General features: G+C 59.0%; 11 protein-coding genes. 2 read left to right on the top strand and 9 right to left on the bottom strand.

Annotated features, from left to right (window positions below; all coding sequences use genetic code 11):
* Positions 1-2: 2 nt before the first annotated feature.
* The 4 genes from ptsP to treP form a co-directional block, all read right to left on the bottom strand.
* A complete protein-coding gene (ptsP, locus tag HBO41_RS04270; RefSeq protein WP_169985221.1) occupies positions 3-2,534 on the bottom strand; it encodes a phosphoenolpyruvate--protein phosphotransferase in 2,532 nt (843 codons plus the stop codon).
* Between the two features lie 165 nt (positions 2,535-2,699).
* Entirely contained in the window at positions 2,700-3,920 is a 1,221-nt protein-coding gene (locus HBO41_RS04275; protein WP_169985223.1) for a carbohydrate porin, read from the bottom strand.
* 74 nt (positions 3,921-3,994) lie between these two features.
* A complete protein-coding gene (treC, locus tag HBO41_RS04280) occupies positions 3,995-5,641 on the bottom strand; it encodes an alpha,alpha-phosphotrehalase (RefSeq protein ID WP_138450317.1) in 1,647 nt (548 codons plus the stop codon).
* Between the two features lie 124 nt (positions 5,642-5,765).
* On the bottom strand, positions 5,766-7,208 hold the full coding sequence (treP, locus tag HBO41_RS04285) for a PTS system trehalose-specific EIIBC component (RefSeq protein ID WP_017139698.1): 1,443 nt from the start codon (positions 7,206-7,208) through the stop codon (positions 5,766-5,768).
* Positions 7,209-7,459: 251 nt separating this feature from the next.
* On the opposite strand from treP, the gene treR reads away from it, so the two are divergent.
* Positions 7,460-8,164 carry a trehalose operon repressor gene (treR, locus tag HBO41_RS04290; protein WP_017139697.1) on the top strand — a complete coding sequence of 235 codons (705 nt, stop codon included), beginning with the start codon at positions 7,460-7,462 and terminating at the stop codon, positions 8,162-8,164.
* A gap of 53 nt (positions 8,165-8,217) precedes the next feature.
* Here treR and HBO41_RS04295 read toward each other — a convergent pair whose 3' ends face one another.
* Both HBO41_RS04295 and HBO41_RS04300 read right to left on the bottom strand, forming a co-directional pair.
* A complete protein-coding gene (locus HBO41_RS04295; RefSeq protein ID WP_169985225.1) occupies positions 8,218-8,943 on the bottom strand; it encodes a Fic family protein in 726 nt (241 codons plus the stop codon).
* Positions 8,936-9,628, bottom strand: a complete 693-nt coding sequence (locus HBO41_RS04300; protein WP_169985227.1) for a hypothetical protein — start codon at positions 9,626-9,628, stop codon at positions 8,936-8,938. The genes HBO41_RS04295 and HBO41_RS04300 overlap by 8 nt, the downstream gene beginning before the upstream one ends.
* A 391-nt stretch (positions 9,629-10,019) precedes the next feature.
* Between HBO41_RS04300 and HBO41_RS04305 the strand changes: the two genes are divergently transcribed.
* The gene (locus HBO41_RS04305; protein WP_169985229.1) at positions 10,020-12,092 is read left to right on the top strand and encodes a TerD family protein; all 2,073 of its coding nucleotides are present in this window, start codon (positions 10,020-10,022) and stop codon (positions 12,090-12,092) included.
* Between the two features lie 164 nt (positions 12,093-12,256).
* Here HBO41_RS04305 and guaA read toward each other — a convergent pair whose 3' ends face one another.
* The 3 genes from guaA to HBO41_RS04320 all read right to left on the bottom strand — a co-directional run bounded on the left by guaA (position 12,257) and on the right by HBO41_RS04320 (position 16,176).
* Positions 12,257-13,834, bottom strand: coding sequence for a glutamine-hydrolyzing GMP synthase (gene guaA, locus HBO41_RS04310; RefSeq protein ID WP_017134673.1), 1,578 nt, complete (start codon positions 13,832-13,834; stop codon positions 12,257-12,259).
* An 81-nt stretch (positions 13,835-13,915) separates the two neighbouring features.
* On the bottom strand, positions 13,916-15,385 hold the full coding sequence (gene guaB, locus HBO41_RS04315; RefSeq protein ID WP_016977684.1) for an IMP dehydrogenase: 1,470 nt from the start codon (positions 15,383-15,385) through the stop codon (positions 13,916-13,918).
* Between the two features lie 242 nt (positions 15,386-15,627).
* A complete protein-coding gene (locus HBO41_RS04320; protein ID WP_015885727.1) occupies positions 15,628-16,176 on the bottom strand; it encodes a hypothetical protein in 549 nt (182 codons plus the stop codon).
* Between the last annotated feature and the right edge of the window lie 70 nt (positions 16,177-16,246).

A 16,246-nucleotide genomic window follows, 5' to 3' on the forward strand; every position in this document is an offset into this window, starting at 1 on the left:
GCTCAGTGCTCCACGACAGGTGAGGTTTCAACAGTGGCCGCGTGGTACAGGCGCAGGGCCTCGCGTACTTGGGCGGCTTCTTCCAGGCCAAGCACCTGGCGGGCGATGATCTGGCAGTCGGCCATGTCCAGCTCGCGCACGGTGGCCTTGATGGTCGGGATCAGCGGTACGCTGACCGACAGTTCATCCACCCCCAGCCCGATCAACACCGGCACCGCCAGTGCTTCAGACGCCAACGCGCCGCACACGCCGACCCACTTGCCATGGGCGTGGGCGGCCTTGACCGTGGTGGCAATCAGGCGCAATACCGACGGATGGAAGCTGTCGGCCTGGCTTGCCAGGCGCGGGTGGTCGCGGTCCATGGCCAGGGTGTATTGGGTGAGGTCATTGGTGCCGATGGAGAAGAAATCCACATGCGGCGCGAAGACATCTGCCATCAAGGCCGCAGACGGCACCTCGATCATGATGCCCAGCTTTGGCAGCTCGGTCAGGCTCAGCGCCAGCGCTTCCTCTTCAAGGATCTTGCGCGCCAGATGCAGCTCCGACAGCAGGCTGACCATCGGTAGCATGATATGCAGCCGCGCAAATCCGGCACTCGCCAGGATCGCGCGGAACTGCTCGCGCAGCAATTCAGGGCGTTCCAGGCACAGGCGAATACCACGCAGGCCGAGGAACGGGTTGGTCTCGCGCTCCATCGGCACATAGGCCAAAGGTTTATCGCCGCCCACATCCAAAGTGCGCACCACCAGATTGCGTTCGCTGCCCAGAGCTCGGGCGATGGCGCTGTAGGTGCCGGCTTGCTCCTCGGGGCTGGGCGCGCGATTGCGGTCCAGGTAGAGAAACTCCGAACGCAACAGGCCAACGCCTTCACCGCCCAAGGCCAGGGATTGCTCGACCTCCTGCAACGAGGCGACATTGGCCGTGATCTCGACATGATGACCATCGCGCGTGATACCGGGCAAGGCGGCCTGCGCCACCTCACGCTCACGTCTCAGTATGTGTTGCTTGCGGGTAGCGGCCAGTTGCTCGACAGCGGCCAGGTCAGGCTCCAGGTGCAGCTCGCCTTTGTCGGCATCGAGCAGCACCTGCTTGCCGTTGGCCAGCGCCAGTGCCTGTGCCGGAACGCCGCACAACGACGGCAAACCAAGGGCACGCGCCAGGATCGCCACATGGCTGGTGGCGCCGCCGCCGACGGTGACGAACCCCAACACTTTGCGCGTATCGAGGCCAGCGGTTTGCGAGGGGGTCAGTTGCTCGGCAATCACGATCGCACGATCCGGCAACACCCAGGCGCTGTCCTCAATACCGAGGATCAACTTCAGCACACGCTGGCCAACATCGGCCAAATCCGCTGCGCGCTCAGCCAGCAACGCACTGCCCAGGCCGAGAAATAGCTTGGCGGTTGCGGCCGTGGCGCTGTTCCAGGCAAAGGCAGCACTCTTGCCTTCGGTGAGCAGGCGATGGGCTTGCTCCAACAGGGTCGGGTCTTCAAGCAGTTCCTGATGGGCGCGGAAGATTTCCGCCTGGGCGCTGCCAACCGCTTTGTCTTGCAACACTTGCAGCGCTTCGGTGGCTACCAGTAAGGCGCGGCTCAGCGCAGCGTGTTCAACAGATTCACCCGCGCCCTGTTCCTCGATGTGCAACTCGGGTTCCGCCACTTGAAACACCTGGCCAAACGCGGAGCCGGGCGAAGCACACACGCCGCGCAACAAGGTCGCCGATGACTCGGGTGACTGCGTTTCAACAGGCGCAACAGACTCTTCGACTGCCTCCCCGCAACCTTGCGCCAGCAGGGTTACCAATGCCTTGATGGCCGCATCGGCATCCTCTCCCGCCGCACTCACTTGCAAGGTATCGCCCTGCACGGTTTGCAGCGCCATGATCGCCACCAATGACTTGGCGTTGGCGCTCTGGGTTTGCTTGTGCAGGTAAATGCTGGCGTTGAAACCTTTGGCCGTTTGCGCCAGTACGGCGGCCGGGCGTGCGTGCAAACCGTTGGCATTGGGCAGCGTCAGCGGTTTGGAGAACAGTGCATCGCCTTCCTCCTCGCCCACGGTTTCAGCGGCCTGGCCGGGTGAGACGTGCAACAACGGCTGGCCCACCTCCACCGCGCCACTGCCCGATGCCAGCCACACAAACGGCTCGCCGCTGACCACCAGCATCAAGGTCAGCAAACTGCGCGCATTGAGCGCCACGTAGTCGGCATCAAACTCGATCAACGGCTGCCCGACCTCGACCCGCTGGCCTTCCTCGACCAGACGGGTGAAGCCCTTGCCAGCCAGGTGCACCGTGTCCAGGCCAATATGCATCAGCACCTGCACGCCGTTGTCGCCGGTGACGCTGACCGCATGCCCGGTGTCCTGGATATTGCTGATCACCCCGGCCAACGGCGCGCACAGGGTCTGCGAGGTGGGATCGATGCACAGGCCGTCGCCGATCATGCGGCTGGCGAACACCGGGTCAGGCACCTGGTCCAGCGCCAGCAGCACCCCGGACAAGGGCGCCAGCAGTTCCAGGGGTTGAGTTGTGGTCATGACTTCACCTGCTGTTTTGTTCTGTAAAAATCATAGGGCGAACGACGATCCACTGTGGGAGCTGGCTTGCCTGCGATGCCGGCGACTCGGTGTCTCAGTAAGACCGAGGGGTTGCTATCGCAGGCAAGCCAGCTCCCACCTAAAAAGCGTTCACTTAAAACCGAGCTATTTCCACCAATATTCGACTTGCACACCCACATTCGAGCCATGCCGCGCCGTGCCGTAGGCGCCGGTGTCGGACAACGCCGAGCCCGCCGCCAGTTCGTTCGCCGCGCGCTTGGCCGCTTCGTTCCAGGTTGCATAGGTGTAGTACAACCGCACTTCCGGCCGTGCCCAGAAATCCGGGCCGTTGGGCGACCAGGTCGGGGCGAAGGTGAATTTGCTCAGCTTGCGCGTACCGCCGGCGGCCTCGACTTGATCATGCCCAAGCTCGGTGACCAGTTTGAACTGTTCGCTGATGGCATACGCCGGGCGCACACCGATGGACATCCAGGTCTGGTCCTGGCTGCCCGGGCGAATGTCCTTTTGATACACCGCCTCGACCTGCCCGCCGAAACGCGGCGTCACCTGCCAGTCGAAAAACTCCACGGCGCGGTAGCTTTTGCTGCTCTTGTCCAAGGCGGTATCGCCGGTATATCCCAAACCCGTGCCGGGGCCTTCGCCGTACTGCAAGGCGAATTTGTTCTTGCCGCCAAGAAACGGTTTTTGCACATGCTGCGCGGTGATCGCCCAACCGCTGTTGGCCTCACGCCCGCCGGCTTTTTCTATATAGCTCAAGCCAAACTCCAGCTCACCGCCGGGGTTGGTCTTGAAGCCTGCCACGTTGAAGTCGTGACGGGTGGCGTATTCTTTCTGGTAGAGGTTGTCCTTGCGCGACAGCGCGTAGCTGTATTTGAGGTCGCCGATTTTGACGTCCTCGACACCGCCGCCCGTGGCGCTCTGGTTCCAGTAGTAGAAGTCGGAGATATGGATGTCATTACGCTTGTAGTAACGGCGTCCCGCCCACACCGAGCCACCATTGAGGCTGGGCAGGTTGGACCACTGCGCGTACATCTGCGGCATGCGCGCCGAGCCGTTGTCCTCACCCTGGAACTTCAGGGCTCGGTCGTATTTGTTGTACAGCGATGCCATGGCATCGACGCTCAGCACCGAGCCGTCGTCGAGGGTCAACAGGTCCTGGCGCAACTCGAGTTCGGCGTACTGCTCGCATTCGTTGCCCAGGCGGTATTTGGATTGCGCCCCCGGCAGTTGGAAACACTGTTGCTTGCCACTGCCTGTTGAAGTCCCCGCGCCGCTGCGCAAGTAGCCGGCAAACTCCAGGGCTTGAACGGCAAAAGGTGCGGTAAGACATGAAGCAATGAGGCCCAGCTTTATTGTTGTTTTCATGAAGCACTCCGATATTTTTATTATGTTTTTTGGTGAAGCGCCCCCGCACTCCCATACGGGGGATGCAGCGGGTCTCAGTCCTTGAGGTGCAGCACAAACGATTCATACGGGCGCAACACCACCGTGCTCGAACGCAACGGGCAGTCGGGGTAATTGCTGATCAGCAGGCGTTGCTCGTTCGCCGCACTGATGACGCCTTCCGGCAGTTGGATTTCGCAGGGTGTGCCGTAGAAGTTGTTGAGTACCAACAAGCGCTCGCCATCGCCTTCGCGCAGATACGCCCAGACCTGGAGGTGGTCTTGCAGCAGTTGGCGATAAACGCCCTCCTGGATCAGCGGCTCGTGACGACGCAACGCAATCAGCGCGCGGTAGTGATGCAGCACCGAATCGGGGTCATCCAGCTGGCTTTCGACGTTGATCTGCGCCGCGTTGGCCGGGATGCCGATCCACGGTTCACCGCTGCTGAAACCGGCATTGGCCTGGGTGTTCCATTGCATTGGCGTGCGGCTGTTGTCGCGCGACTTCTGCATGATCGCCGCCATGCTCGACGCCTCGGACTCACCGGCATCACGCTTTAGGCGGAAGATGTTCAGGGTCTCGACATCGCGGTACTGCTCAATCTTGTCGAAACCCGGGTTGGTCATGCCCAGCTCTTCGCCCTGGTACACATACGGCGTGCCCTGGAGAAAATGCAGTGCAGTGGCGAGCATCTTGGCCGAGACCACGCGGTACTCGCCGTCGTTACCAAAACGCGAGACCACTCGCGGCTGATCGTGGTTACACCAGAACAGCGCGTTCCAGCCGCCACCGGCCTGCATGCCCAGTTGCCAGTCGGAAAAAATCTGCTTGAGCTGCAGGAAGTCGAAGTCGGCCTTCACCCACTTTTGCAGGTTCGGGTAATCGACTTTCAAGTGATGAAAGTTGAAGGTCATCGACAGCTCTTTGGACGCCGGATTCGAATAACGAATGCAGTGCTCAAGGCTGGTGGACGACATCTCGCCGACGTTGATCAGGTCGTGCCCTTCGAAGACTTCACGGTGCATTTCCTGCAGGTACTCATGCACGTTCGGGCCGTCGGTGTAGAAGCGGCGGCCATCGGTGTTGTCTTCGGGGAAATCGGCAGGCTTGGAGATCAGGTTGATCACGTCCAGGCGGAAGCCACCCACGCCTTTGTCACGCCAGAAGCGCATCAACTGGTACACCTCGGCGCGCACGTTGGGGTTGTCCCAATTGAGGTCGGCCTGGGTATGGTCGAACAGGTGCAGGAAGTACTGGCCGGTTTGCGCCTCGTATTCCCAGGCCGAGCCGCCGAACTTGGATTGCCAGTTGTTCGGCTGGTCACGCCAGATGTAGAAGTCGCGGTACGGGTTGTCGAGGCTGCTGCGCGCCTGCTGGAACCACTCATGCTCGATGGAGGTGTGGTTGACCACAATGTCGAGCATCAGCTTGATGCCGCGCTTGGCCGCTTCGCTGATCAGCAGGTCGCAGTCGGCCATGGTCCCGTAGCTGGGGTCGATGGCGTAGTAGTCGCTGATGTCGTAGCCGTTGTCGCGTTGCGGCGAGCGCAGGAACGGGGTGATCCACAGGCAATCCACGCCCAGCCACTTGAGGTAATCGAGTTTGTCCACGATGCCCAGCAGGTCACCGGTGGCGTTACCCGCGTGGCTGTGGAAGCTTTTGGGGTAGATCTGGTAGATCACCGAGTCTTGCCAGTCTTGCATGGTGGGTTCCTTCAATTGAGTTGTGTGCTGGCTTTGAGGGCCTCATCGCGGGCGAGCCCGGCTCCCACTTTGATGTGTGAACACATTCAAATGTGGGAGCTGGCTTGCCTGCGATAGCGATCGATCAAGCGACGCGATACCCCGGCCGCACAATCTTCATGCTCAACGCACAGGTCAGAACAAACGGCACGACCATGGCGATGACCATCCCGATCACAAAACTGGGGATGAACTGCGGAATGATCGAAATAAACCCAGGCAAGCCACCCACGCCGATGGCCGAGGCCGTCACCTTGTTCAGCGACAGGAAAATGCTGCCCAGCGCCGAGCCGAGCAGTGCGGCATAGAACGGAAATTTGAAGCGCAGGTTCACGCCGAACATCGCCGGTTCCGTGATACCGAAGTAAGCGGAAATCGCCGAGGTCGAGGCCATGCTTTTGTCCCGCGCGTTGCGGGTCATGTAGAACACGCCCAGTGCGGCGCTGCCCTGGGCCAGGTTGGACATCACGATCATCGGCCAGATAAAGGTGCCGCCCTGGGTGGAGATAAGTTGCAGGTCCACGGCGAGGAACATGTGGTGCATGCCGGTGATCACCAGCGGCGCGTACAACAGGCCGAAAATCGCCCCGCCAACCATCGGCGCCAGGTCAAACAGGGTGACCACGCCTTCGGTAATCAGGATGCCGAGGTGACGGGTCACCGGGCCGATGATGGCCAGCGCCAGCACGCCGGTGACGACGATGGTGGTGATCGGCACCACGAGCAGTTGGATGGCGTTTGGCACGCGTGCCCGCAGCCACTTTTCAATCACGCTCATCACATAGGCCGCCATCAGGATCGGCAGGATCTGGCCCTGATAACCCACCTTCTCAATCTTGAACCAACCGAAAATATCGAAGTACGGCAGGCTCTGACCATCGAGCCCGGCCACCGCCTTGCCGTAGTTCCAGGCGTTGAGCAAGTCCGGGTGCACCAGCATCAGGCCGAGCACGATGCCGAGGATTTCGCTGCCGCCGAAGCGCTTGGCCGCCGACCAGCCCACCAGCGCCGGCAGGAACACAAACGAGGTGTTGGCCATAAGGTTGATCAGGCTCCACAGGCCATCCAGGTTCGGATACGCCTCCAGCAGCGTCTGGCCCTCAATGAACATGCCCTTGGCGCCCATCAGGTTGTTCACGCCCATCAGCAGGCCGGCGATGATCAGCGCGGGCAGGATCGGCATGAACACGTCGGAGAACACACGCACCAGACGCTGCATGGCGTTGGTCTTGTCGGCGCCCTTCTGCTTGACGTCAGCGATGGTCGAAGCCGCAAGACCCGTCTGCTCACGCAGGGCGGCATAGACCTTTTCCACTTCGCCGGGGCCGATCACCACTTGGAACAGGCCGCCGGTGAAGAACGAGCCCTTGACCAGATCGACCTGGTTCAACGCGCTGCTGTTGACCAGGCTCGGGTCCTTGAGCGCCAGGCGCAGGCGGGTCACGCAGTGGGCGGCTTGCTCAAGGTTGTCGCTGCCCCCGAGGTTCTCGAGAATCTCGCGGGCAATATTGGAATAGTCGTGGCTCATGCTTGGTTTCCACTTTGGTTTTTTTATTTGGGGGCAGTCATTGGCAGCACGCCGTGGGCAAAAGTACTCGTATGTACGAGTTAAATCAATAACTCGTCTGTACGAGTTACATAAAGTTTATTTTTCTGAATTTGAAGTCAGACATTTCCCTAATTCCACGCAGGTCCAATGGACAAAGCCCACCTCTGCCACTAAGGTTCCTGCCTTGAACCCGCCGTTCACTTTCATCAAGCCGGCACAGAGCCATCCCCATGAGCAAATACAACCAGATCTATACGGATCTGCTTGCCAGCATCACCACTGAACGCCTGCAACGCGGTACGCGCCTTCCCTCTGAAACCGAACTGATGGACGCCTACCAGGCCAGCCGTGGCACGGTGCGCCGCGCCATCGAGCAGTTGCAGGAGCGTGGTTTTGCGCAAAAAATCCACGGCAAGGGCACGTTTGTGTTGTCGCCCAACCCCATTGAGTTCCAACTGGGCGGCATCGTCAGCTTCCACGAAACCCACGCTGACCTGGGCGATGACGTACGCACCGAAGTAGTCGAATTCAGCCAGTTCCCGCTCGAAGGCTCGCTGCTGCAACACATCGAAGCCGCGCCCGGCGCTCTGATTACCCGCATCAAACGGGTACGGCGCATCGGCGGCAAACGCGTGATCCTGGACATCAACCACTTTGTGGCTGACCTGATCCCCGGCCTGGACCGCGACATCGCCGAGCAGTCGATCTATGCGTTTATCGAACAGACGCTGGAGCTGCAGATCAGTTATGCGCAGCGCACCATCGAAGCCCTGCCGCGCAGCAAGGACGACCAGGCGCATCTGGATCTGGATGGGCAAAGCCATGTGATTGTGGTGAGCAACCAGACGTTTTTGCAGGATGGCAGGCAGTTCGAGTACACCGAGTCGCGGCATACGCTGGATAAGTTTTACTTTTCGGATATTGCGCGGCGGTGAGATGCATACGCAGAGTGCTGGGGGATAAAAGGCCTGAGACTTGAAGCTGCCCTTTAATCGATGGTGTAACCTCGTCGCTGGTCGAAGTCCTGATATTTTTGGGAGATGGCAGGATCGTCGGAACGCCCCTCAACAGTGTCAGTCATCGCCAAGCCGTTGAGTCCCCTGACAGAATGAATAGCCGCTTCCCAGGCGCCAGGTTCCAGCGGCGGCTCAATGAAGTCTTTCAAGTACTCATCGAGGATGCCCTTGTCAGGGGTCTCGATCTCTTTACTCAGTGCTGAGAGATAGTCGGACTTATCAGTTCTGCTCCAGTTAATCGAAAACCCTGCGCGATGACAGAGGACTGAGTGAACCACCAGCATCGTTCGTCCATTACCATCAAGGAACGGGTGGCCGTAAGCGAAAAAGCCCATCACCAAGCCAGGCGACTTTCTCAGCAAAGCCTTACCCTGGCCGAGGCGAAGCCCCTCTTCAACTGCTCTTTTGGCCTCGTGAGGCAGGCAAAAGCAGGTGCCCGCTTTTGAGATGGCCAAGTCAGGAGAAGTCGTCATCCTGTCGCTACCCGCCCAAGGGTAAAGGTCACCAAACAAAAGCCCGTGAACCTGAAGAAAATCGCGATACGTGATCGTTCTTTTATTAGCCAGGTAATCCATCGCATCTGCAAGGTTGGCGGTGAACAGATCATGTTCCAGTTGCTTGACAATATTGAGGTCCTTTTCACCTACAACATTCCTGAGGTAGCCCCTCGTATCAAAATCCTTGAATGGATCAAACACGCTGCTTTTCCCTCAAGTAATTAGTCAGCAAATGAACCGCTTCAAGACCGGTCACTTTTTTCTCTTTCTTCAGCGCGATGACCAGGTTTTCGACGACATCGGTGCGGACATCGTCTCCGGCTAACCGGGAAACACTTTCCGCCCACTCGTCCGCGTAAGTTCTGACATAAGCCACCTGACACGCATCCGCCAGGTCCATTACATATCGCCGTAGGCCAGACGTTGGAATGATCAACGCGCCCGTTTTCGGGTGGCGCCTAACGGAGTTTTTTACTTTCCTAGGAGGCACAACCTCATTGACGTAAACCACCGAACGACCGTCCAGTGACAGCTTGCGACGAATTCGGCGGCGGCCTTTTACGCAGATTTTTGCGTCTTTTGACGCAATCGAATGCCCGGCTCCGGACTTGGCAATCTGCACCGAAGCGCTGACGCCCAGCCGCTGAAACACCTCAACGGCCAGAGCTTCAAGATCTGCGGCGGGGGTGACAACGCCTGTATGCGGGTTACGAGAAGCCTTTGCGTATATACCGATTCCCATTCGGACGATCACGCCCTTGCGCATAAGCTCATCGAGCGCAACAGAAACCTGTGAATGCCCCCCCAGCGCCGCAACGTCAATGCGAAGGACTACGTTTCCCTGCATGCCACGGATTGCGGCCTGCATACGCTTTTCCAACTTCATGTACAGGCCTCCGGCATCAACTCGTAAAAGGCGCACTGCTACTCAGATCGATTATGGGCAATAGCAGATTATTCTCCAACCCCTCCCTCTACTAAACGCAAAAATACAACTCCCCGGCATATGGCTGCTTTTTTGTTATCCGGCACTCATCTGCTACACCCCCTATTATTCTGGCGAAGCAGCTTGTTACGGTTGAGAGACACGACGACCTGACAAACAGCTGCAGCCTGACGTAGGATCTCCTCGTGGCTATGGAACACCTTCCTTCTAACCTCCTATGACCTAGGGGTTTCGCTCTCCACATTGCGCCTGCTTCTTGCAGGCGTTTTTACATCAGTTGTAGAACGATGCAGCAGCTCATCCACGTCGGTGGCCTAAGGAGAATTCAAGTATGAATCAGGACCTGTTCCTACGCCGCCGTAGCAAAGTTCACGTCCCGATAGGAACTGGCGGTGCCACGCGCGCCCAGGTCGCGTCGGCTGTCCGGGAAGTCGCGGCGTTTCGATGCGTACTGTCAGAGCCTTTGATTGAACAAATTGGCACGTTGTCAGCGACGGAGCTTCAGCAATGGCTGCGCGAAATTATCGGAGTTCTTCGACGGGCAACTGGCGCTCATGTACACCACAGGCCGTTCTACCCGGACTTTCCAGAGCAGGTTATGACAGCCTCAGAGGCACAGTTGTACCTTAACGCCGTCATACACTACCTCACGCTTTGGCGTTTACCCCCGACTGAACATGCTCGACCTGCAATACTTGATGGCAATTTAATATCCCGTGTAATCGAACCGGGAGACGTCTCTGAATTTGAATCACTGCTCGAACCGCTGGTTTCTTCGCGCACCTCGCTTTCCGAAGAGGAAACTGCCGATGTCCTCTGGTTTATCCGAAAATACAAAAGCGATACGTTCCGTCTGCTGCCTGAGGCCATTCCGTTCCGAGAGATCCGTGCACAGGTTGGCAGCGCACTAATCCTGCACGTGACCGGCGACGCACGAGTGGATGCATTCCTGGAGCGAAACGTCGAAACGGCAACTGACGTGCTACGACTCGCGGTTGCGCTGAATAGAGGAGACGTATCACTGACGACAGCTTTGACACGTTTCAAAGCTATGAAACGCTCGATCCGCCGTCTGCTATTGCGCCTCCTCAACCGCATACCCAACGCAGCAGAAGACGTAATGCGCCATGCTGAACGATGGAAACGCCTTGCCGAAGTACTGCATCCGGGCGACTACGCCGATAAGTACCCAAGAGCGCTAGCCGCCATCACCGCGGCTCGCCGCAACGATGCGCCAGAGTCGTTTGGATCACGTGTCGAAACATTGCTTGCTCAGCGTCATATCGCCACGCTTACATCCCTATTACAGAGCCGTCCTGGCGAGTTCGCACGACGGCTGGACGCGACACTGCGGCGCGCGGCAGAAACAGAGTCGGTTCTCGACGCGTTCGAGGCAGTTGCAACACAAGTGTCCTCGCCCGTCCTGCTGCAGTTGCTGGCCCAGATACGTGCACCACGCCCCCTCCCCCTGCGAGCCTTCACACCGAAAGGTTCGTTCGCCAAGGTTTATGGCATCAAGGATCGACGGGAACCTCTAGCTCCCGACGTGCTGGAGCGTGCCGCCAGAATCTGCGAGGACGCTCTCGTAAAGCGCTTTGCATCGCTGCCGCCACTAGGCCGCTGTTTTATCGATCCAGTATTACGCGAATACAGGGTGCCGCTGGCGCAGCGTGCTTCTTCGAAGTCGCTACGTACGCTAGTGCGGGGCAGTCGGCTGCCTATGCCTGACACTCGTTTCATTCGCCTGTTCCTATGGTGGAAGAACTGCCGTGGACGCACGGACATCGACTTGTCCGCTGCGTTTTTCGACGCCAACTTCGTGTTCATAGAAACGGTCGCGTATTACAACTTGAAGGGTTTCGGCGGCTATCACAGCGGCGACATCGTCGATGCACCCGATGGGGCTTCGGAGTTCATCGACCTTGACCTGGATGTTCTTGTCGAGAAGGGTATCCGGTATGTCGTTACGTCTATCAACTCATACACCGAGCAGCCGTACTGCGATCTTCCAGAATGCTTCGCTGGCTGGATGGCCCGTGCAGACACGGCGTCGGGTGAAGTATTCGAGCCGCGCTCTGTATTCGACCGTATCGATATCGCGTCCAACACAGGGATCTGTCTACCATTTGTGATGGACTTGCAGGAACGGCGCATGATTTGGGCCGATTTGGGACTCACATCATCCCCCTGGTGGAATAACGTCAAGAACAACCTCAGTGGAGTTTCGCTGATGCTACGGGCTTTGGTACATACACCCAGGCCAGATTTGGAAACCCTGTTCGATTTACACGTTCGAGCACGGGGGGAACGCGTAACGTCACCGCAGCAGGCACAATCGGTGTTTGCACCGGACCAAGGAATAACACCGTTCGATACGGATTTGATTCGATCACAGTTTCTATAACCCCTGTGCCTGCCTTTTCCGTTCATCGAAACGAGAGGTCTTGCTTCGAAGCTTTCGGCCCAAAAACAAAAATGCCAGTCAGCTTAACTGACTGGCATTGGCAAAACCCCTTACTGCGCTAGTACGAATCTAGCGCTGCACTCTAGTCAGTGCCCTGTGACTCATTATTCCCACTCAATCGTCGCCGGCGGCTTGCTCGACACGTCATACGTCACGCGCGAAATACCCTCGATCTCATTGATGATACGGCCGCTGACGGTCTCCAGCAGCTCGTACGGCAGGTGTGCCCAACGCGCGGTCATGAAGTCGATAGTCTCGACGGCACGCAGTGCAACAACCCACGCATAACGACGGCCATCGCCCACAACGCCCACCGATTTCACCGGCTGGAACACCACGAATGCCTGGCTGACCTTGTGGTACCAGTCGGCTTTGCGCAGTTCTTCGATGAAGATGTGGTCGGCGCGACGCAGCAGGTCGGCGTATTCCTTTTTCACTTCACCCAGGATGCGCACGCCCAGGCCCGGGCCTGGGAATGGGTGGCGGTAGACCATGTCGTACGGCAGGCCGAGTTCCAGGCCCAGGCGGCGGACTTCGTCTTTGAACAGTTCGCGCAGTGGTTCTACCAGCTTGAGGTTCATCTCCTCCGGCAGGCCACCCACGTTGTGGTGGGACTTGATCACGTGGGCCTTGCCGCTCTTGGCGCCAGCCGACTCGATCACGTCAGGGTAGATGGTGCCCTGGGCGAGGTACTTGATGTTGTCCAGTTTGTTGGACTGGGCATCAAACACGTCGATGAAGGTGCGGCCGATGATCTTGCGCTTCTTCTCTGGGTCGCTTTCGCCCGCCAGGTTGTTGAGGAACTGGTCCTCGGCGTTGGCGCGGATCACCTTGACGCCCATGTTCTCAGCGAACATGGCCATCACTTGCTCGCCTTCGTGCAGGCGCAGCAGGCCATTGTCGACGAACACGCACGTCAGCTGGTCGCCGATGGCTTTGTGCAGCAGCGCGGCAACCACGGAGGAGTCAACGCCGCCGGACAGGCCGAGCAATACGTTGTCGGTACCGACCTGGGCACGCACGTTGGCGATGGCGTCTTCAGCGATTTTCGACGGGGTCCACAGGGCTTCGCACTGGCAGATGTCGAGGATGAAGCGCGACAGGATGCGGCCGCCTTGCTTGGTGTGGGTCACTTCCGGGTGGAACTGCACGCCGTAGTAGCCGCGCTCGTCGTTGAACATGCCGGCAATCGGGCAGCTCGGGGTGCTGGCCAGGATGTGGAAGTCTTCCGGCATCTTGGTGACCTTGTCACCGTGGCTCATCCACACGTCGAGGCCGAACAGGCCGTCGGCGTCGATGTGGTCTTCGATGCCGTCCAGCAGGCGGCTCTTGCCGACCACGTCGACACGGGCATAACCGAATTCACGCAGTTCGGAACCTTCAACCTTGCCGCCCAGTTGCTCGGCCATGGTCTGCATGCCGTAGCAGATACCGAAGACGGGCACGCCCAGGTCGAATACGGCTTGCGGGCAACGCGGGCTGTTGGCTTCGTGCACGGACTCGGGGCCACCGGCAAGGATGACGCCTTTCGGTGCGAATTCGCGGATCGCTTCGTCGTCCATGTCGAACGGGTGCAGTTCGCAGTACACGCCGATTTCACGCACGCGGCGGGCGATCAGTTGGGTGTACTGGGAACCGAAGTCGAGGATCAGGATGCGGTGGGCGTGAATGTCGAGGGCCATGAAGTCAGTCTCGTCTAATGAATCAGAAACAACTCGGGGCTGAAAGAACAGCCCCGGTTACTTAACGTTTTGCTGGAAGCCTCAACCTACGCGGTAGTTCGGCGCTTCCTTGGTGATCTGCACGTCGTGGACATGGGATTCAGCCATGCCGGCGCCGGTGATCCGTACGAACTCTGGCTTGGTGCGCATTTCTTCGATGTCGGCGCTGCCGGTGTAGCCCATCGAGGAACGCAGGCCGCCCATCAATTGATGGATGATCGCGCTCAGGGTGCCTTTGTACGGCACACGGCCTTCGATGCCTTCCGGTACGAGCTTCTCGGCGCCTGCCGAGGAGTCCTGGAAGTAACGGTCGGAAGAGCCCTGCGCCTGGGACATGGCGCCCAGCGAACCCATGCCGCGGTAAGCCTTGTACGAACGGCCCTGGAACAGTTCGATTTCACCTGGTGCTTCTTCGGTACCGGCGAACATCGAGCCCATCATCACGCAGGAAGCACCGGCTACGATGGCCTTGGACAGGTCACCGGAGAAACGGATGCCGCCGTCGGCGATCAACGGAACGCCCGTGCCTTCAAGGGCAGCAGCAACGTTGGCGATGGCGCTGATTTGCGGCACGCCTACACCGGCGACGATACGCGTGGTGCAGATGGAGCCAGGGCCGATACCGACCTTGACCGCATCGGCGCCGGCTTCGGCCAGGGCCTTGGCGGCTGCGCCGGTGGCGATGTTGCCGCCGATAACCTGTACGTCAGGGAAATTCTGTTTGACCCAGCGAACGCGGTCGATCACGCCTTTGGAGTGGCCGTGGGCAGTGTCGACCACCACCACGTCAACACCGGCTGCCACGAGGGCCGAAACGCGATCACCGGTGTCTTTACCGGTGCCGACCGCAGCGCCGACGCGCAGACGACCTTGGTCATCCTTGCTGGCCAGCGGGTAAGCCTTGGCTTTTTCGATGTCGTTGACGGTCATCATGCCTTTGAGGGCGAATTTGTCGTCGACGATCAGCACGCGCTCGATGCGGTGCTTGTGCAGCAATTCGCGCACATCGTTCTTGTCGGCGCCTTCCTTGACAGTAACGAGGCGCTCTTTAGGCGTCATCACTTCACGGACGGTGACTTCAAGACGGTTCTCGAAACGCACGTCACGGGAAGTGACGATGCCGACCAGGTCGCCATCGTGCAGTACCGGAACGCCGGAGATGTTGTGCAGGCGGGTCAGGTCGAACAGATCACGCACGGTGGCGTCGGCTTCGATGGTGATTGGATCTTTCACCACACCGGCTTCGTAACGCTTGACCTTGCGCACTTCGGCAGCTTGCTGCTCGATGGTCATGTTCTTGTGGATGATGCCAATGCCGCCTTCCTGAGCCATGGCGATTGCCAAACGGGCTTCAGTGACGGTGTCCATGGCAGCGGAAACCAGAGGAATATTCAGCTCGATGCCACGGGTTAGGCGGGTCTTGAGACTGACTTCGTTAGGAAGCACCTCGGAATAACCGGGCACTAGGAGAATGTCGTCGAATGTCAGAGCTTCTTGGCTGATACGCAGCATCGCGGGGGCTCCCGAGCGGGAAAATGGAAGCGCGCCATTATATACATGCACCCTGTCGGGCTCAATGTAAAACTCTGACAAACTTGGTAATACTGATAGATGGATAAAACCTGCAGCGCTAGATCGTTCCCACGCTCCGCGTGGGAATGCCGCCAGGGACGCTCCGCGTCCGGGGTCTTGCGCAATGGTGACGCGGAGCGTCACGGGATGCATTCCCACGCAGGAGCGTGGGAACGATCAGGTTAAAGCTCGACTTTGACCCAACTCATCTTCTGGTCCAACCAGTCGGCAAATTCGTCGATAAAGCTCTGCTTGAACCCCGCTTCCGCCCAGTTGTTGAAGATGAAACCCAGGTTGGAGAAGCCGCATTCCTGCAGGAACAGAAACCCATTGATGTCATCTTCATGCCCACACAACGGGCAAGTGAAGTTATCGGTGTGGCCGGGCATCCAGTCTTCCAGGCTTTCGAACAGCGCCTCGCCGACTTCTTTAAGGCACTCCGGGCAGCCGGCCTCTTCGAGAAAGCCCTTGGCCGGCGTGTAGATGCAGCGCTTGTAGATGATCTCCAGGCCATTGATCGGCTCGTTGAACGGCAGCGCTTCGGGGTGCAGCACCACGGCGCGGGCGCCGTCGGCCAGGGCGTAGGCCATGCGGTTGCCGGTGCGCCCGCAGGTGGTCAGCTCTTCCTTGATGATGTTCTTGCGCACCAGCCAACGCACGATGGCCCGGGCGCGGGGTTCGTGGACGGGCAAGGTGGAGATTTTGGGGACAAGGATGCTTTGGGAGTTCATGGTGCTTGGGAGCCCTGCGGTGTGGCGACTGCCGACATCGCGGGCAAGCCCGGCTCCCACATTTGGAATG

Source organism: Pseudomonas sp. WS 5146 (assembly GCF_012985495.1).
Classification (GTDB): Bacteria; Pseudomonadota; Gammaproteobacteria; order Pseudomonadales; family Pseudomonadaceae; genus Aquipseudomonas; species Aquipseudomonas edaphica.

Coding starts and splice junctions, on each gene's coding strand:
- treP (WP_017139698.1), bottom strand. CDS start 7,208: ATGAGCCACGACTATTCCAATATTGCCCGCGAGATTCTCGAGAACCTC.
- guaB (WP_016977684.1), bottom strand. CDS start 15,385: ATGCTGCGTATCAGCCAAGAAGCTCTGACATTCGACGACATTCTCCTA.
- guaA (WP_017134673.1), bottom strand. CDS start 13,834: ATGGCCCTCGACATTCACGCCCACCGCATCCTGATCCTCGACTTCGGT.
- treC (WP_138450317.1), bottom strand. CDS start 5,641: ATGCAAGACTGGCAAGACTCGGTGATCTACCAGATCTACCCCAAAAGC.
- HBO41_RS04305 (WP_169985229.1), top strand. CDS start 10,020: ATGAATCAGGACCTGTTCCTACGCCGCCGTAGCAAAGTTCACGTCCCG.
- HBO41_RS04275 (WP_169985223.1), bottom strand. CDS start 3,920: ATGAAAACAACAATAAAGCTGGGCCTCATTGCTTCATGTCTTACCGCA.
- treR (WP_017139697.1), top strand. CDS start 7,460: ATGAGCAAATACAACCAGATCTATACGGATCTGCTTGCCAGCATCACC.
- HBO41_RS04320 (WP_015885727.1), bottom strand. CDS start 16,176: ATGAACTCCCAAAGCATCCTTGTCCCCAAAATCTCCACCTTGCCCGTC.
- ptsP (WP_169985221.1), bottom strand. CDS start 2,534: ATGACCACAACTCAACCCCTGGAACTGCTGGCGCCCTTGTCCGGGGTG.
- HBO41_RS04300 (WP_169985227.1), bottom strand. CDS start 9,628: ATGAAGTTGGAAAAGCGTATGCAGGCCGCAATCCGTGGCATGCAGGGA.